Annotated in this window: 14 protein-coding genes; 5 read left to right on the top strand and 9 right to left on the bottom strand. The window is 59.1% G+C overall.

The features are described from left to right. The 3 genes from HZB60_09945 to HZB60_09935 all read left to right on the top strand — a co-directional run bounded on the left by HZB60_09945 (position 1) and on the right by HZB60_09935 (position 3,387). The gene (locus HZB60_09945; protein ID MBI5060085.1) at positions 1-1,020 is read left to right on the top strand and encodes a quinone-dependent dihydroorotate dehydrogenase; all 1,020 of its coding nucleotides are present in this window, start codon (positions 1-3) and stop codon (positions 1,018-1,020) included. 206 nt (positions 1,021-1,226) lie between these two features. Then, entirely contained in the window at positions 1,227-1,661 is a 435-nt protein-coding gene (locus HZB60_09940; protein MBI5060084.1) for a hypothetical protein, read from the top strand. Between the two features lies 1 nt (position 1,662). Continuing rightward, on the top strand, positions 1,663-3,387 hold the full coding sequence (locus HZB60_09935) for a right-handed parallel beta-helix repeat-containing protein (GenBank protein ID MBI5060083.1): 1,725 nt from the start codon (positions 1,663-1,665) through the stop codon (positions 3,385-3,387). A gap of 79 nt (positions 3,388-3,466) precedes the next feature. Here HZB60_09935 and HZB60_09930 read toward each other — a convergent pair whose 3' ends face one another. Next, entirely contained in the window at positions 3,467-5,170 is a 1,704-nt protein-coding gene (locus tag HZB60_09930; GenBank protein ID MBI5060082.1) for an agmatine deiminase family protein, read from the bottom strand. A gap of 730 nt (positions 5,171-5,900) precedes the next feature. Between HZB60_09930 and HZB60_09925 the strand changes: the two genes are divergently transcribed. Continuing rightward, positions 5,901-7,523 carry a T9SS type A sorting domain-containing protein gene (locus HZB60_09925; protein ID MBI5060081.1) on the top strand — a complete coding sequence of 541 codons (1,623 nt, stop codon included), beginning with the start codon at positions 5,901-5,903 and terminating at the stop codon, positions 7,521-7,523. 78 nt (positions 7,524-7,601) lie between these two features. On the opposite strand, the gene pepF is transcribed toward HZB60_09925, so the two are convergent. From pepF to HZB60_09885, 8 genes are all read right to left on the bottom strand, one after another. Beyond that, positions 7,602-9,509 (bottom strand): oligoendopeptidase F, encoded by a 1,908-nt coding sequence (gene pepF / locus HZB60_09920; protein MBI5060080.1) that lies wholly within the window; start codon positions 9,507-9,509, stop codon positions 7,602-7,604. 77 nt (positions 9,510-9,586) lie between these two features. Next, entirely contained in the window at positions 9,587-11,143 is a 1,557-nt protein-coding gene (locus HZB60_09915) for a Ppx/GppA family phosphatase (protein MBI5060079.1), read from the bottom strand. Beyond that, positions 11,136-11,870, bottom strand: a complete 735-nt coding sequence (locus HZB60_09910) for a thymidylate kinase (protein MBI5060078.1) — start codon at positions 11,868-11,870, stop codon at positions 11,136-11,138. The genes HZB60_09915 and HZB60_09910 overlap by 8 nt, the downstream gene beginning before the upstream one ends. Next, positions 11,863-12,570, bottom strand: a complete 708-nt coding sequence (tmk, locus tag HZB60_09905) for a dTMP kinase (protein MBI5060077.1) — start codon at positions 12,568-12,570, stop codon at positions 11,863-11,865. Before tmk ends, HZB60_09910 begins: the two co-directional genes overlap by 8 nt. After that, positions 12,567-13,088, bottom strand: a complete 522-nt coding sequence (gene sixA, locus HZB60_09900; protein MBI5060076.1) for a phosphohistidine phosphatase SixA — start codon at positions 13,086-13,088, stop codon at positions 12,567-12,569. The genes tmk and sixA overlap by 4 nt, the downstream gene beginning before the upstream one ends. A 340-nt stretch (positions 13,089-13,428) precedes the next feature. Then, positions 13,429-15,708, bottom strand: coding sequence for an aconitate hydratase (locus HZB60_09895; protein ID MBI5060075.1), 2,280 nt, complete (start codon positions 15,706-15,708; stop codon positions 13,429-13,431). A gap of 231 nt (positions 15,709-15,939) precedes the next feature. Next, positions 15,940-16,467: a DinB family protein gene (locus tag HZB60_09890; protein MBI5060074.1), complete on the bottom strand. Its 528-nt coding sequence runs from the start codon at positions 16,465-16,467 to the stop codon at positions 15,940-15,942. Between the two features lie 10 nt (positions 16,468-16,477). Then, complete coding sequence (locus HZB60_09885) at positions 16,478-17,524, bottom strand: hypothetical protein (protein MBI5060073.1); 1,047 nt, start codon at positions 17,522-17,524, stop codon at positions 16,478-16,480. 631 nt (positions 17,525-18,155) lie between these two features. Here HZB60_09885 and HZB60_09880 point away from each other — a divergent pair. After that, positions 18,156-18,650, top strand: a complete 495-nt coding sequence (locus HZB60_09880; GenBank protein ID MBI5060072.1) for a ferritin — start codon at positions 18,156-18,158, stop codon at positions 18,648-18,650. The last annotated feature ends 277 nt before the right edge of the window (positions 18,651-18,927 follow it).

Genomic DNA, 18,927 nt, shown 5'->3' with positions numbered 1-18,927 from the left:
ATGGCACTCTACCGTCTGGTAAAACCGCTGCTCTTCCGGCTCGACCCCGAGCTTGTCCACGAGCACATGTTGCGGCGCTTGTCGATGTTGCAGCGATCCGCGGCGGGCCGCGCCCTGTTGCGCGTGCTCGCGGGAATGCCGCGACGGGCACCGGTCAGCGTGCTGGGATTGTCCTTCGATCATCCCGTCGGATTGGCCGCGGGCTTCGACAAAAATGCGGAAGTCGTGCTAGCGATGCAGGAGCTGGGCTTCTCCCACGTCGAAATCGGCACGGTCACGCCGCGCCCGCAACCCGGCAACGCGAAGCCGCGCATCTGGCGGTTTCCGGAGGCGCAAGCGCTCGTCAACGCGCTCGGTTTTCCCGGCCAGGGCATGCACGCGGTCGCCGCGAATCTGCTGCGCGTGCGCGAAACGGGTCTGCTGCGAATCCCGATCGGCATCAATATCGGGAAGAACGCCGATACGGACCCGGAACAGGCCGTGCACGATTTCTCCGCCGTGCTGGACCACTTGTACGAGCTGGGCGACTACTTCGTCGTGAATGTCTCTTCGCCCAACACGAGCGGCCTGCGCGATCTGCAAGCGGTTGACTCGTTGCGATTGATCCTCGCCCCGCTCATGGAGCTCGACCAACGGCGCGGCGGGAAACCGGTGTTGGTTAAGATCGCGCCCGACCTCAACAACGCGGATATCACGGCCATCGCCCGGCTCACGCGGGAACTCGGACTCGCCGGAATCGTCGCCGGAAATACGACTGTCCGTCGTCAACTCGTGCCGCGTGCCGCGGCCCTCGAGCGCGGCGGACTTTCCGGCGCGCCGCTCTACCCGCGCACGCTGGAAGTGGTGAGCCTCTTGCGCTCCGGGTTGAGCGCGTCGCAGACCATTGTCGCGGCGGGTGGGATCGGCACATCGCAGCAGGTGCGCAGTATCGTGCGCAGTGGTGCGAGTCTGGTTGATCTCTACACTGCCTTGGTGTACCTCGGACCTGGATGCGTGAAGTGCCTTGTTACATCAACGTAATGGAGGCACGGCGGCATCTTGACCTGCGACATTTCTGTCGCTTTGCGTGCAAGCCAATGTTTTGTTTTTTGGATACGATTTGGCATCGCCTGTGGTGGACACTTGACATGCTTGCGGACACGCGATATCTTATAGCAGAGTACTCGTGAGGCCGATCGGTAGAAGTTGTTTTGCCAAACGCCAATCAAACAACGGGAGGTCGGGAAATGAAACGCAACTTGGTTGTATCACTGCTGGCCGTCGTCGTGCCTGCTCTGCTTTTCGCGTGGGGGGGATCGGTTTCTACGTCATGGAATGGATCGAACTGGGTTGACGGTGAGACAACCGTGCTCGCCGGGACCAGCGCGGCTTACCTGACTCTTTGTTCGCCAGGCAAGGACCAAATCGGGGTGACTTGTCCAAGCGCGCAATACCACTGGTGGTCACAGGCGAAATTCGAGCGGCCTGCTGAAGCGTATTTCGTGCAAAGGGAGTGTGGAGGCAACGATATCGGCGGGCCATATGCGCTTGGTCACCCGAACCAGAATTACATCCTGAAAGCACGTTTCGCGAGCACCGGCACCTCCACGCCTCCACAGTCCGCTGGTCCTGTGCAGGCAATCGTAACCGGCGGCGGTCCGACGAACTGCCAAGAGAACTGAGATGCGCTCCCTGAGCTCGGGGCGGTGGGCGTTCCTGCCCGCCGCCCTGTGTCTATTGGTCGCCGTTCTTCCCCCGAGCGTTGCCCTGGCCTTCGTCCGCAATGTCCCCGCCGACCATGCCACCATCGTGGAAGCTATGGCGGCCTCCCAACCGGAGGACACCATACTCGTAGATCGCGGTCTGTATCCTGAGTTGATTCGCTTCCCGGAGCACCGCCTGACCTTGATGAGCCACTACGAGCTTTCCGGCGATTCTGCGGATATCTACGGAACCGTGATCGACGGAAACTCCTTTGCCAACCAGGATACCGCTACGCTCATCACAATGGACACCCTTTGTGTCGATGGGAATGTCGTGTCCGGATTCACGCTGACCGGCGGCCATGGCACGCGTTTTCCGTACTTCGGGGAGTGGAAGACAACCTGGGGCGTGTTCCACGTGGTGGACAACTCCCCCGTGATCAAGCACAACATCATGCGCGAAAACTCATGTAGCTTTCACCTCGTCGGCTTGTTCATGCACAGCTCAGTACTATTTCGCGCGAATCGAATCGAGGACAATCACTTTGAAGGCGATCTAATCTCGGTTGACAATTGGGCGTGGAGCGAACCATCCCGGATCGAAGACAATGCCTTCAAGCCTAACCCCGAGTCAGAGTCCGCGATTGGGCCATGCATCGAAATCGGTGCGGGTACGACGTGCGAGATTAAGAACTGCATGTTCGAGGGGCTCGTGTTCGCGGGCGTTGTCGTGCTCGTTAGCTTTGGCCGTGACCTGGTCGTTGAAGGATGTACGATCGCGAGCTGTCACGCAACGGACCCGTTCTTCGGGGCGTTATTCATGATTGATGAAGACGATGTCACCCTCCGCGATAACGTCTTTCGGGACAATCTGGTGTACGGAACAGGGTCCATCTTGTGCAGCGACGGCCGGAATCTGTTCAACTTGATTGTCGAGGGAAACACCTTCGAGAATATGACCGTGCTCGGCGGTGAGCACGGGTGGGTCGGCGAGGGTTGCTTCCATACCCAGTTCTATCGCGGACGCTTCGAGAACAACATCTTCCGCAACTGCAAAGGGCCGTCGAGTGGTGTCGGCGCTTTCGTGCAGAATTCGAATCCGCTCGTCTTTGAACACAACCTGATCGAAGCCTGCAGCACGACCTACGGCTTCGACACCCCGTGCGGCGGGATCCTCCGCTACAATAGCGAGAACATCGTCGGACACTACAACATCTTTCGCAACAACTTCCCCGGCGCCGTCGGCTCCAACAACCCTCATCCGGCGCAGCCCATGGACTTTACCATGAACTATTGGGGCGATCCCTCCGGTCCGTACGAACCCGACAGCAACTCCGCTGGCCTCGGTGACCGCATCGGGAGTGACGTCCTGTTTCGACCTTGGGCGGAAGACACGGTGTTTGCGGTTGGGCGCTCCCGACCGCCGGCATGGATTCCGTCCTCCACGTCCGTGTCCGTTTACCCGAATCCATTCAATAACTCCGCAACACTAACCGTGCAAGTGGGGCTGCCGGGCGAATACGCGATCACGTTGACGTCGGTGACGGGCCAACGGGTGAGAAATGCGTGGAAAGGGACGGTCGTCACGAGCAGGGACGTTCGAATTGATCTTGCGGATGCTGCTTCCGGTGTTTATTTCGCGACCGTTCAAGCCGGTCTTGACAATCGCCCCCTCGCGACCGCGAAGCTTGTGCTGATGAAATAGCTGAGTACGACGAGTCACCACAAAACCAAGCAGCCCGCGAGCGATCGCGGGCTTCTCAGTGCAGACCATATCGCGGTGGTTAAGGCAATCGCGCGACGACCTGAAAGTAGCGAAGAGTCGATGCGCCGATCGCCTCGCCCACGAGCAGGGCGGTGGGAGAACTCGTGGTCGTCAGCAGATTTCCCGCCTGCACAATCGAGCCCAATGTGAGCGAACCGTAAACATCATACTCAACGCCGGCGATCGGTATGCCGTTTACGTCCTGCGTGACCGCATCCCAGGATAGCGTCAGATCATCGCCGCTGCGATTCGCGACCAAATGCTGCGGCCCCGCCGGTTCGCCCGCCGCGAACCGCGTCAGATAGTGCGCGTCCGGTCCGTAACGCGGCATCGTCGTCCAATTCCCCTCCACATTCTTCGCGCGCACGTAGTAGTACACCGGACCACCCGCCAACTGTGGGGGCAGGGTCGCCGCATAGTGCTCGATTCCGCTGGAATCGAACCCCACGGTCTGCCACGGTCCCGCCGCGTCGGTGGCGAAGAATAGTTGTAGGGAGTCCCGATCCAGTGTTCCCAGCGACACCACGCGCGCGTCAATCAACCCCTGCGCCGGAGTCGTCAGCGCGGCGGGCAGCGGCGCATACTCAATGCGAATCAGATGACGGTGAATGACCTCCTTCACCACGCAGTGAATCGCGCCCTGTGACGGAATGATCGTGTTGCAGTCGAATCCGTGAATCGAATAGCCCGGCAGCAACGAGTCCCAGAGCGCCAGCGCCGCCGTGTCTTCCGCGCGGCTGTAGATCGGCAGCAACACCTTGTTGTTCACGAAGATCGCGTTCGTGTACGTGAACGGAACCCCGCCGCTCCACGACGGCGTCGGTACGCGATGCACCGCGACCGCCTCGCCCCACGGATTCGTGATCCCCGCCAGAATCTCCGCGCAACTGTCCATCACCGCATTGAAGGAATTACCGGCAGGGTACTGGTTCAAGATCGTTGTATGATCGTTGAGCAGCTTCATCGACATGTCGATGTGATCGATGCCGAAGAAGCGCGGAAACGTGTACATCGTGTCCAAATTCATGAAGGCACTCATCACACTGTCCAATTCGGGCCGCGTATCGACCGTGGGTACGTTCTCATCGAACACCAGCTCGCTGCAAAACCCCCGACCCCAACCGTCCACCATGAAATTGCCGCCCGTAAACACCAGATTCGGTCCGTAGTAGGGATGACCCCATTCCCGCGCCTCCCACTCCGGAATCGAATCATCCTGCGGTCGTGGCCGGTTGTAAATCCAGTCCACGATCGCGCGGTCCCACGAATTCTCGCGCCATGCCCACCACGGACCGTAATCCCGAATCCAAACCGAGTTCGTCGCCTGTACCGGAAACTCCATCGAGTCAACCGGTACGCCCTGCGCGATGAAGTAGTTCTCCGCGGAGATGGCCTGCCCGGCAGTTGCGCAGATGACATAGATTTTGAGATCCAGCGCCACCGGCGCGATGAACTGCGCCCACAGCGCGTTCCACGACGTGCTATTCGGCCAACGCACCATCAGCGCTTCCACCTCTTCCCATTCCGCCACCGCGCGCACCGGCTCCGCCGGAGGCGTCGTCAAATAGTCCAGCGTACGAGGCGCCACCGCTCGCTCACCGGGAGCTAACCCGCGCGGCAAGAGCTGAATTCCTGAATCGTCGACCATCTGAGCGCACAACGACGCAGTCATCAAATGGAATACCGCTCCAAGCCAGATCGCTCTGATACTGTGTTTCTTCATGAGATCAAAGATAGTGGTGATTCCACCGTTTTCCAAACGTTGTGACCAGCTATGCGATCCAATTTTACTATATGTTAATTCTAATCTTGCGAGAGTTCTCAGATTCCTCATGGAGAGGCTTGCCTTTTTCCAGCCAATTGCGTACTATATTACAGACCCGCTGCGACGAATACTCTCTATCGCAGACTTAGCAAGAGGTTGACATGAAGTACATCTTGTTTTCGGCAATTGCCGCTGCCTTCAGGGACGGGCGAGTAAAGGCGCTTGGCCTCGTGACGATCGCGGGCTGCTTGATGGCAATGTCCGAGACCGGTTTGGCGCAGCCCGACTCCCCGGACTGCAACGTCTGTTGGGACTTAGTCGATGACGCCTGCGACGCAAGTCAAACGTGTTCGAGTGCCGCGGGGGATGTTGTAACGACGTTCAGCGCTCCCTGCACGGATAACTACAAATTTGAATGCAAGAACGTCAAGTGCGACCAATCAATATGCCACAATTGTATAACATGCGCGAAATTGACTGATACAGGCACGGGCCAAGTCTGGACTTGCACTACCGTGCTCGACCAGGGCGGACACTGCGAGTCCGGGTGCTATCGCGCGACCAACGGGGTACCATTAGTTCAGAATCACGTCTACGAGTTCAGGGTCGGGCTACACAAATGCGACGTGTTGTATTGCACGCTTTGTGATTGCAAAGCCGAGGCCCGGGTCTATGTTCCAACTGCGGCATGTCCCGCCTGGTAATATTGCGCGGAAGAGTTGTCAGCGCAGTTGGCATCATTGCCTTCGTCGCGGGCTCCGGGTACGCGCATACCTTGCGGGTGCCCTCCGAATTCGCTACGATTCAAGAAGCATTCGTGGCACTGACTGATCGTGACACGGTGCTGGTCGAGACCGGGACGTATGCGGAGGCGCTGGTTGCGCCTCCGCTTCAGTTTGTGCTGTGCGGGCAGGTTGATCCGGACACCGGCGAATATCCGCGCCCAGTGATTGACCCGTCCGCCCTGTCCGGGTCCGACACCGTGGCATGCCTTTATCTACCAGCAGGAAGCCAGGTTTCGATACTGGATTTCCGCTTTGTTAACCGCCGCCAGATGTACCCACGTCGCATCGGGATGTTATGTCCGGGCGGGATCGCCTACGCGACAGGCGAGCCAATTGTGGCCCGTCGATGCATCTTCGATTCCACTTATGGCGGCATCGACTACACGACCCCCAATCTTCATACTCCGGTCACCATCGCGCATTGTGTGTTCCGCAACGTCACCAATGGGTGCGCCGTTGCACAAGGCCGCTTACAGGCGACAGATTGTAGAGTGGAAGGCCATTGCGTGGGAGGAATGCGCGGGCTGGATAGTTCCTTCATCGAGAACTGTAGTTTCAGTGGCCTGACCGAGCTCGGCTGGGTTGGTCTCTATCGCTCCGAAAACGTGCTGCGAAATTGCAGCTTCGGCCCGGGAACATGTTTGCAGTCTCCGGTCCATGTGTACACGCTTGGACGGACGGTCGTGGAGAACTGCGGGTTCAACGGGTTGGGGATCGCGGGACCGTCATTTGAAATCGTTGCCCGGACCGCGGCGCTGATCGCGGTACAATCCAATCACTGGCGACACAATTTTGTCTCCCAGGGTTCCGCCATCCCGATTACGATCACCGATGAAGTCGAAGCGTCCAATCCGCGCGTACTGTTTGAGAATAACTCTATGGACAGTTGTGAGGGAGCGCTACCGGGAGCAACCGACGTCAAAGGCCTGCATCTATATACACTTCACACTTCCGTGGAGCTGCGACGAAATCGATTTAGCGCTATCTCCCCGGCTTCAGCGGCTGTGGTGGCTGTCGATACGCTCGGTAATTTGCATCTGCTGCGTGAAAACACATTCTGCATGAACTCCTACGCTGTGTTTGCCGCTCACGAGAGCTTGGACGCGACTCTGAATTATTGGGGTGACGCAACTGGACCGTACAATCTGAGCGAGAACCCGGCAGGTTTGGGAGACGAAGTGCGGGGTAATGTGAGCTTCGACCCGTGGTATCCCGATACGAGTTTTCGCGATGCCGGTGAGCCGGATATTCCGCTGCCCAGAGCAAGCTCGCTGCTCGTCTTCCCCAATCCCTTCAATTCCGAAACGCGCATCCGCTTCAGCGCACCGGAAGCCGATATCTATCAAATCGAAATCTTCGATCTCCTAGGCCGCCGCATCGCCGACGTCTTCCACGGCCCCGTGATCCACACCCGCGACATCTCTTTCAATGCCGGCCAGCTCAGCAGCGGCATCTATTTTCTACGCGCCAAGCACGCAGTTCAAAATCGTCCGTTGCTCACACAGAAACTCGTGCTGCTGAAATAGCCGCTGGCATACCCCGGGAAAAACCAAGGGCCGGATCGTCACGATCCGGCCCTTTCCCAAAACAGCCTCAAGCAGGACTTAGCCCTTCATCATCCCCGTCTGCAGCATCAGGCTTTCCATCTGCCCGACCAGTTCCTCGAACTTGGTCATCACCGCCTTGATCGCGTCCGGCTTGGCCATGTCAACCCCCGCGCCGCGCAGCAAGTCGAGTGGGTATTTCGACGAACCGCCCGACAGGAATCCGAGATACGCCTTCAACTCCTTGTCGCCGCCGCTCAGCACCCGCTGGGACAAGCCCTGCGCCGCCGAATAGGACGTCGCGTACTTGTACACGTAGAAATTCCGGTAGAAATGCGGAATCCGGATCCACGTGTAGGCATACTGCTCGTCGTACGCGAAGCGCGGACCGTAGAACTCCTGCATCGTCGAGAGGTAAAGCTCCGACAGCTTTTCCGAGGTCAACGGCTCGCCCGCCTCCGCCGCGCGGTACATCTTCAACTCAAAATCCGCGAACATCACCTGCGTGATCAACGTCCCGCGAATCTGATCGATGTATTGCGTCACGAGGTAGAGCTTCTTCTTCGGATCCGTCTCGCGCTTGATCATATAGTCCATGATCAACGACTCGTTGAAGGTCGATGCCACTTCCGCGACAAAGATTGTGTAGTCCGCGTAGATGAACGGCTGAGCCTTCGACGAGTGCCACGTGTGCATCGAATGGCCCAGTTCGTGGCCCAGCGTGAACATGTCGTCGAACGTCCCGTTGAAGTTCGTCATCTGGTAGGGATGGCTGGCATAACTGCCCCACGAGTATGCGCCGGATCGTTTCCCCGCCGTCTCGTACACATCAACCCAGCGATCCTCGAACGCCTTGGCCATCGCCTTATTGTACTCCGTCCCCAGCGGCTTCAATGCCGTCTTCAGCATCGCCACCGCCTCTTCATACGTGTACTTCAAGGTCGTGGACTCGTCCAACGGAGCGAACATGTCGTAACTATGGACGCTGTCGATGCCCAACGCCTTGCGCCGCAGTTCCACGTATTTCTGCAATGGCGTGATGTGGTCCTTCACCGTCGTGAGCAGATTCAGATAAACCGTCGTGTCGATGTTCTCATTGTCCATCGAGGCCTGCAACGCCGAATTGTAGCCGTGCGCCCGCGCGTTAAACATGTTCGACTGAACGTTCCCGCTCATCAGCGCCGAAGCCGTGTTCTTGTACTGAATATACGTATTCAGCAGCCCCAACGCCGCGTTGCGCCGAACTTCACGGTTCGGATTCTCCATCAGCATCGCCACCCGGCCTTCCGAAATCTCGATGTCGTTCCCCTGATCGTCCTTGATCGTCGGGAACTTGATGTCCGTGTTGCGTAGCGCCGTGTTGGCATTGCCGACGGCGTGCAACGCCGGACCGGCCATCGCGATCAACTCCTCTTCCCGCGAACTCAACGTGTACTGCTTCGTGCGCAGCTGATTGTCGATCCACTGCCGGTACAAAGCCAACTCCGGCTTCTGTTTATACCAATCCTCCAAAGTCTCTGTCGTCAACGTCACCAGCTCCGGAATGAACCAAGACTCCGACTCATAGACCTTGCTCGCCAAATTATCCACTTGGTCCTTGTAGCCGCTGTACTTCGTCACGCGCGTGTCCTGATCGTAGGACATGTGGGCGTAGCCCACCGCGTTGTCCAGCTTGATGTGAACCGGCTCCATCGCCTTGAAGTAGGCAAACAAGTCGTCCGGGGACTGGCTGATCTTGCCCTTGTAAGCCGATAGACCCGGCAACATCCCTTCGATCGCCTGCAGATCCCGCTCCAAATCCGCGTCCGTCTTATACATATCCGTCAAGTCCCACTTGTACTTGTCCGGAACGTCCTTGCGCTCCTTCAATTCCTGTGCAAACAATCCCGTGCACGACAGCGCAATCGTCAACGCCATCAAACCGAAACCGACTACGGGACGCGTGTAAGCCTTGGGCAACTGCCGCATGAATCAGCCTCCTTCGACCAGGTTAAACCGCACAACGAAGAATGTGAAAAGCTATCGAAATCGGTCCCGACCGGCACTCAGGTCTGACTGCCGAACACTGCCCGGGTCCGATAAGTCTCCTCAAACAACTGCCGTTTCATCCCCGCCGCCCACTCCTCCAAATGGACCGAGGCATTACGGCGATGTTGCAACGAAAAATGTACCGAACCCTTCAGGATCCGGCAGGTTACCGCTGACACCACCCCCGAATGCGTCCGGTCCAGACCGTCCGCGATCCGCAGAATCCCCGCCAGCTTCCGAACCAACAGCTGTTCCTCAGGATTCAGCCGGGCATAGCCGTCGTGTGTCATCTTGGGATGGCTCTTGCGGTGGTAGCGCGCCACGTTCGCAATCACATCGATCTCGTTCTCCGTGAATCCCAGCAACTCCGCGTGCTTGATCAAATAGTACGAGTGCTGATGGTGCCGCGCATGCGAGATGTAACCGCCCACCTCATGCAAGACCGCCGCCGCTTCGAGATACTCCCGCGCCACGGCATCCAACCGATGCAGACTCGCCGTTTGATCGAAGATGCTGAGCGCCAGCTTTGCCACCTGCGCCGCGTGTCCGCGCTCATACTGGTAGTGCTCGGCCAAATGCAAGACGCTTTGCCAGCGTATATCCCCCTCGTGATCGGGTCGCCCGCGCCGCCGGCTCTTCTCAATCGAGTCAACGATGATCCCTTCCCGCAGCGCAAAATCCGAGACCGTCAACTCGCGCAAACCCAATTCGGCGAATATCTGCTCGACGATCAGCGCGCCCGCGATCACGATATCCGCCCGCCCCGGATCCAACCCCGGCAACCGTCGCCGCTCCGCAACCGTTCGCGCCTTCGTAATCGCACCCACGACCTTCTTCAATTCCGCGCGCTGAATCACGAACGCGTTTGTCATCCCCGTCGTCGATTCCCGGCGCATCCCGCGAATCATCCGCGCCATCGCCTGAATCGTGCCCGAACTCCCCACCGCGACATCATAACTGGCGCGCTGCAGCTCGCGCACTACCGGAAACACCGTGCCTGCGACGTAGTCCCGGCACTGGGTGACCGCCCCGCGCTCGATCTTCCCCGTCGGAAAGAACCGCTGCGACAGCCGTACCGCGCCCAGCTTCAGACTATTATCGAACAGAATCTGGCCCCGGTCGCCGACCAGAAACTCCGTGCTGCCGCCGCCAATGTCGATGAGCAACACGCGCTTCGCGAACACCGGCAGTGCCTGCATTACGCCAAGGTAGGTCAAGCGCGCTTCTTCAAACCCCGATGCCACCTCCACCCGCACACCCGTCTGCGCCTGCACGCGCCGGATAAACTCCGCCTGATTCAGCGCCTCGCGCACCGCGCTCGTCGCCACCGCGCGCAGCGGAGCCTTCGCCGCATCCGCCATCGCCTTGAACTTCGAGATCGCCTCGATCCCCGCCGCCATCACCGCCTCGGACAGGTGCTTCAAGTCCGGCGAGCCCGCGCCCAGGCGCACCGGCTCCTTGGCCCGACCGATCACCTTGAACTTCCCGCTGCGACCGTCGATCTGCACGAGCAGCAGGTGAATCGAGTTCGTGCCGATATCGATCGCCGCTAATTTGCGCGGAGCCTCAGCCACGATTCAGTAAGGCCTCGATCCCTTCCTTCAGCCGACGATTCGTGTCCTGTAAACTGCGCGACGCGCTAACAACGTGAAACTTGTATTCCTCGGACATCCGGTCAAATTCCGCGAGAATCAGCCGCTGATATTCCACAAAACTGTCGTAGAAATCCTCCCCCAGCTTGAGATCCATCCCCGATTCCCAATAGTTCAAGCCCTCGCCGTAACCATCCGCCCAATAGCGTTCCCGCAACGTATCGCTGTTGATCACCCGCGGCACCAACTGCTCCAGCTCAATCGTCATGTAAAACACCATGTGTGGCTGCAACGCGAACCCGAACACCTTGCGAATCCAGTCCCGGTCCGCGCCCCGCACCAGCGCCCGCGCAAACGCCGTGTACACGTAGCGATCCGCCAGCACGATAAAGCCGGCCTTCAACGCCGGAATGATCTCGTGCTCCAGCCGGTCCGCGAAATCCGCCGCATACAGCAAACTGTACGTGTGCACGTTTAGCGTGTGGCCTTCTTTCGCCTCGTCGATGGCCTTGCCCATCAAACTCGAGCGCGTCCAGCCCGTAGTCACCACGCCATACCCGTTCACCTCCAACCAACGCCGCAGCTCATCGATTTGCGTCGAACGGCCGACGCCGTCGGTACCCTCAATCACGATCAACTTCCCGCTGATGTCGCTGATGTCAACGTACGGCAGGCCGACGCCGATGTAATCGGTCCCGGGTTCAGACATGCTGCCTCCGCTCCGGCATGAACGGCGCCTGCTTGTAGCCCTTCAACATCTCCTTCGCGATCCGCCGGATCAAGGACTGCTGCGCCGAAATCGGCTGCGTCGCGTCCATCACCGTCAATCCAAACTCAACCGACAGCCGGTCGTATTCGTCCAGCACCATGCTCTGAAATATTTTGAAACTCTCCTGATAGTCATCCGCGAGATTCAAATCCATGCCCGCCTCGTGAAATTTCAGTTGCGGCCGGCCCGTCAGAATCCGCTTCAACGAAATGTCGATCGGGACCCGGAAGTAAAAGGCCAGATCGGGACGCGGGGCGAAGCCGTACATATCGCGAACCCAGTCGCGATGCACACCCCGCACCACGTCGCGGCTGAACGCCGTGTACACATAGCGGTCGGCGAGCACGATCATCCCCGCCTTCAGCGGCGGAATGATCAAGTGCGCCAGCCGGTCCGCAAAATCCGTCGCGTGCAGCACGCTGAACGTCGTCGGCGTCAGCAGATTCTTCTTCTTGCCGCGGCGAATCGTCTCGTTGACCAACGCCGACGAATTCCACTCCGTGAAAAAGACCTCGTAGCCCTCGTTCAAGAGCCATTTCTGAAGCAATTGCAACTGCGTGGACTTGCCCGACCCGTCGATACCTTCCACGATGATCAAACGGCCCGGATAGTGATGTGCCTTGTCGAATTGTCGAATCATGAATGGTGGGGTTGACGACCCTTGGAACCCAAAGCCCGCAGGGCCCTGGGCGGCAGCAGATAAATCAATACCCCCGACTCGCGCGGGGTGGAGGGCGTGAGGTCGATGCGGCAGAGCGAACCTTTCCTGAACTCAATCACGCTGCTCGTACCGCCCAACAGATGCGTCGCAAACCTACTCAGATTCGGCTCATGCCCTACGAGCAGGATTCGCTCGAGAGCACGGTGTGTCATCAAGAGCGAATACATCTCCCGCGTCGTTGCCGTCGGCAACAACTCCTTCGCAACCCCGATCCGTTCGCTGCTCGAAGTGGCCTCGGCGGCGATCCGCGCCGTCTCCTGCGCGCGGATCAGTGGACTCGTCAGCACAAGATCGAAGCCCTTCGCGAGTTCCGCAATCCCGCGCGCGGCCTTCTTCATCTTGTCGATCCCGTCGGCTGTCAGAGGACGGTCGTCATCGACCAACCCCGGCGTTCCCCGGTCCGCCGCGATGGCATGTCTGAGCAGATATACTTCCATTAGTCGGATCTCCCCCCCGTTCACGGGGGGACATAGGGGGGTTCTGCATCTTCGCCGAGCGGGGACTGTGTCCCCGCCGGAATCTATCGCCTATAGCCTTGGCAGCACATGGTCGCCGAGCCGGGTTAAGTCTTCGCAACCCGGCCGGAATCGGATTCGTCCCCCCTCCGCTTCAGCGGGGGGGGATACGGTTCTCAGCGTTCCAGCGTTACGGTCCTAATCCTCTCCGTCGCGGCAGGTGTCTTCACCTTTCCCGCCGCGGCAGGTGTCTTCACCTTCCCCGCCGCGGCAGGTGTCTTCCCCTGCCCCAACTTACGAACTACGAGCCGCGCCGACGTCCCTATGCCTGCGCCTGCTTGTCCCGCAGCATGTTGAGCGCGCTGCCCGCCTTGAACCACTGAATCTGCTCCGCATTCAGCGAGTGATTCAGCGGTACTTCTTCCCAGGCGCCGTCGCGATGTTTGAGAATCATCGTCACACCGCGGCCGGGCGCGAGCTGTGCAAGATCGAGCAGCGAGATCCGGTCCCCGTCGCGAACCTTGTCGTAATCGGACGAATTCGCAAACGTCAACGGCAGGATGCCCTGCTTCTTCAGATTCGATTCGTGGATTCGCGCAAAGCTGCGCGTAATCACCGCCGCGCCGCCGAGAAACCGCGGCGACATCGCGGCATGTTCGCGCGAGGACCCCTCGCCGTAGTTCTCGTCGCCCACGACGACCCACCGCAACCCCCGACCCTTCAGATCGCGCGCCACCTTCGAGACCTCGAGATTCGCCACGCTGGTGAGCGGATGCGCGATCTTGCCCGCCGCCTTCGTGAACGCGTTGATCGCCCCGCTGAACATGTTGTCGGAGATGTTGTCAAGATGGCCGCGATACCGCAGCCACTTCCCGGCCGGCGAAATATGATCCGTCGTGCACTTGCCCACCGCCTTGATCAAGAGCGGCAGTTCGATGAAATCCTGGCCGTCCCACTTCGCGAAGGCCGCCAGCACCTGTAACCGATCCGAGTCCGGCTTCACCTGCACGTCAATCCGGCCACGATCGGCCGCCGGAGCAAGGTAACCTTCAACGTCGCGGACAAATCCGTTCGCCGGCAAATCGGGCGCCGGAGCCGGAGGCCGCAGGCGAAGCGACTTGCCGTCGAGGTTAATCTCGTCGGTCAACGGATTGAAATCCAACGTGCCCGCCAAGCCGTAGGCCACCGTAATCTCCGGACTCGTGATAAACGACAGCGTACTCGCGCTGCCGTCGTTGCGGCCCGGAAAATTTCGATTGTAAGACGAAATGATCGAATTCGGCTCTCCTTCCCGCACGTCTTCGCGCTTCCATTGACCGATGCACGGACCGCAGGCATTCGCCAATACGGTCGCGCCGACGCGCTCCAGTCGCGCCATCTGTCCGTCGCGCTGAATCGTGCGGAAGACCTGCTCGCTCCCCGGTGTCACGTAAAACGGAATCGTGGCCCTCACGCCCGCCGCCGCCGCCTGATCCGCAACGTCAGCCGATCGACAGATATCCTCATAGGATGAATTCGTGCACGACCCGATCAACGCACTGCTGAGCTGCAGCGGCCAACCGTTTTCACGGGCAGCCTGGGCCAACTGCGAAACGGGCCGCGCCGCGTCCGGGCTGTGCGGACCGACGACGAAGGGCTCCAACTTGTCCAAATCAATCTCAATCACGCGATCAAAATACTTGGCCGGGTCCGACATCACTTCCGCATCCGCCGCCAGCAAGTGCCTGTGAGCATCCGCCAGCTCCGCCAGTCCCGCCCGTTCCGTCGCGCGCAAGTACGCGTCCATCCGCGCGTCAAACGGAAACAGCGAGGTCGTCGCGCCCAATTCCGCGCCCATATTGCAAATCGTCGCCTTGCCCGTGGCCGATATCGTCTCCGCGCCCGGACCAAAATACTCGATCACCGCGTTCGTGCCGCCTTTCACCGTCAGAATTCCCAGCAACACCAGAATCACGTCTTTCGGGGCGCACCAGCCTGTCAACTGCCCCGTCAAGTGCACGCCGATCCGCTTCGGATACAGCACTTCCCACGGCAGCCCCGCCATCACGTCCACCGCGTCGGCGCCCCCCACGCCCGAGGCAAACATCCCCAGGCCGCCCGCATTCGGCGTGTGCGAGTCGGTCCCGATCATCAGACCGCCCGGAAATGCGTAATTCTCCAATACCACCTGATGAATGATCCCCGCGCCCGGCTTCCAGAATCCGATCCCGTACTTTTGCGAGACCGTCCGCAGGAAGTTATAGACCTCTTCATTGGTCACCTGCGCACTCTGCAAATCTGCTCCGGCGCCCACGCGCGCCAGAATCAGGTGATCGCAGTGCACCGTCGACGGTACAGCAGCCGATTTCAACCCCGCGCTCATGAATTGCAGCAACGCCATTTGCGCCGTCGCATCCTGCATCGCTACCCGGTCCGGACGCAACTGCAAATAGCTTTTCCCCGCGTTCAGTTCCGCGCCGAGCGGATCATCGAGATGCCCGAAAATAACCTTCTCCGCCAATGATAACGGCCGGCCTACGCGCTGCCGAACCAGCGCCAGCCGCGCTTCAATTTGCTTGTATGCCGACGCGACGAATTCGCGCGTGGATTCCACTTGTACCATCTTAACTTGCTCCTGCGTGTCCGAGAATAGCTCCGTGCTGCACGCTCGTTACGGCTGACATTCACGGCGTCCCGGCCGCGATCTTGGTGAATCTTACAATATCGCAATCCTCCGTCAGATATTCAAGCAAAAGAAAAGCGGCATCGTGCCGCTTAACATATTTACAATCAATAAGTTGTCGATAACTCGCCAGCGCCGCGTCTGCGACTTTTCTCTTAGGAGGCTCCCTCTCTAATGCCCTGTCGCCTCGCGGATGATCGAGGATATCCGGGCCAAATGATGATTATCGTGCTCCGCAACGAAATACATCAGATCGACCGGACGCATGTCCTGCCGAACCCGTGGATGCAGCGCCCGCCGCTGTTGATCCCCGGGGGATAGCTCCTCCAACCGGGTCGTGAAGCGCTGCCGCGCCTCGCGAAATTCCCTTAGCAGCTCTCGAATCGAAGCCCGATTGTACTCACGCTCGTTCGTCCGCGCATTGGTCATGTCCGCCGCACTCAGCACGGACTTACCCGCCGCGAAATCGTCAAGCCTGCTCATGCCCAGCGTCTCCAAATCAATCAGATGCCCGAGCTGCTCCTGGATCGACCACGCACCGTCAATTCGTGTTGTCAAGACGTCAAGCTCTAACCCGCTGACTAATTGCTCCGCGCTCACCGGTCCGCTCCGCAGCCGCTCCAATTCCAGCGGAAATCGCCAGTCCGGCAGCTCCAGCACGAACGTCCGCTCTACCCAAGGCTTCAATTCCGGAACCATCTTCGATTCCTTACGCAATCACGCGCAACAACTCATTCACGGCGCGATGCTCCCAGTCCGCCGCCTCATCCACGCAGCTCGCCGCGCGCTCGCGCAACGTCCGGTTGCGCCACCGCGAAACAAACTCCGCGGGATAATTGCCGTTAAAACCGACCGCCGCGTGGTTCCAGGTCGGCCCCAAAATCGCCGCGAACTTCCGCCACGAAACCACACATTGTTGATAACAGAACGCCGCCTTATTGAAGGCCGCGCGTTCCGCCCCGCCGAACCGCGGCGCCATGCAATCAAAATAGACGCGACTGCTGTCGCGGGATGTCCATTGCCGCCACAACGCGCGACCCATCCACGGCCGGCTGCATGCTCGCGCAAAATCCACCATCGAACCGCGAAGATCTTCCGCCAGCGCCTGGTAAGCGTGGGCCCCGCTTGAACAGCCCGCCAGCACGGGCGTCTTCCACGCCCGTACCGTGCGCAACGCCGCCACATGACAGAGTTCGATCGCGCGCGGAATCCCCCGCGGCGCCTCGTCGATCACGATCAGAGTGTTGCCCTCGTCCAACGGATATCGCCAATAGTCCCGATCGCAGGCCGAGCGCGAGATCGCAACTTCCTGCATCCGCTCCGCGGCTCGCGCCGCGTACACAAACTGCTCAATGATACTCTGGCCGTAGCCATAGACAATCAACGGCTCGCGCAAGCGAGCGAGAATCGGCGATCCCGCATCGACCCGATCGCGAAACACCGCGTACGCCGCGTCGGATCCCGACGGAGTCAATTCCTTCCACGAGATCCCCAGCGACTTGAACAACGTTTCCACCGGCGGCACAAAGCTCAAATTCACACACTCCGGCTCCTCCCGCGAATACAAAAATTGCGATGCCAGTCCCGAGAGTACATCGACTTCGCTGTAGCTGATGACAAGCTCGCGCGCGCGCAAAAACGTGAACAGCGCCGGAGTAAGATCCGCCTCCAACGGCTGCGCCAACGCGTGATACTCCGCCAACTTCGCCGGGAACCCGTGCGCTAACTTCTGCGTAACTACTTTCGGTGTGGACATGACCACAAGATACGAATTCCCGACTAATCCTCCAACTCCGCGCGCCCGACCTGTGACGTTGCGCATCCGTAACGCCTCCGCTGCCATCGGATTGTTGCACAAGGACGATCGCGCTGCTGCCGGCCGACATTTGACTCCATAAAAAAGCGGAACCTCGCGGTTCCGCCTTGCGCCATCCACCCTGAGGTCTCAATCGTCTCGCCTACCTCTATTCATATTTGTGCGGACCTGTCGCAGAACGGTCGGATTCCGCTAAGGCCATGTGCCGCCAAGGTGAGAAGGACATTGTCAATTTAGGCCCGCCTCCGTACATTGTCAAGCGATAATCGCCCGACTTCACGGCGTGCCTGATTCGGTATATACCTGATTTCCCTTCACGAACGATTTCCCTGACCCCCGCTCGGAGAGGCAGAGGCCGTTTCACCCGTGCAAGCCTTGCCCGATTGCACACTCCTTATCCCCGGGTCAGTCTTATTTGCTCCATATATGGTTCGCCACAGTCTCTAACATAAAGCTTGAATAATTCACGATTTGGTCTTATATTCCAGTTTGGTTGCCGAACGGTGGGACCACTTGCGAACTCGATTCGTTCAGGATTCATCGGTGTACTAATACAATAGGAGACTCCGTCATGCTCACACCCGCGATGGCCGGCAAGCTGAATCACCAGCTCCAGGAGGAGTACTACTCTTCCTATCTCTATCTCTCGATGGCTGCTCACGTCGAAAACCTGAATCTGAAGGGCTTCGCGCACTGGATGCGAGTGCAGTCAGACGAAGAGCGCGGTCATGCGATGAAGTTCTACGAGCACCTCATTTCAAATGGCGCCAAGGTCACGCTCGAAGCGATTCAGCAGCCGCCCGCCGAGTTCGGCTCTCCCGAGGAGCTGTTCAAGAAAGTGCTGGCCCACGAGCAGCACATCACCAGGAACATCCATGAACTCTACGCGTTGGCGCTGAAAGAGAACGACTACCGCACGCAAGTCTTCCTGCACTGGTTCATCACGGAGCAGCAGGAAGAGGAAGAAGTCGCCGCGGAGATCCTCGCGCGCATCGCCGCCGTCGAGAATCGCATGTCGTCCCTCTTGTGGATCGACAAGGAACTCAAGAAGCGCGCCGGCGGCTAAACGCTATCGTGCGTGTGGTTGCAGTGGGTCGGGACGAGAGTTCCGGCCCGCTTTTTTTGGAAGGAACAAGGAACAAGGATGAAAAACGATGGGTCTCGCAATAATTATTTGACCGAACAAATTGCTTTACTCATTGAAAACTTAAAACTTAAAACTTGAAACTTGAAACTTGAAGGCCGATTTGGGGCGCATCCGTTCGTCGGGGTGGACGGCTTCCGGATGATGGCAGATGGGACAGATAGTAGGCACGCGCTCATGTTTTGGTTTGTTTAATATA

Source organism: candidate division KSB1 bacterium, from assembly GCA_016214895.1.
In the GTDB taxonomy this organism is placed as follows: Bacteria; Electryoneota; RPQS01; order RPQS01; family RPQS01; genus JACRMR01.
The sequence above is the reverse complement of the archived record's forward strand: the minus strand, read 5'-3'. Positions and strand labels throughout refer to the sequence as shown.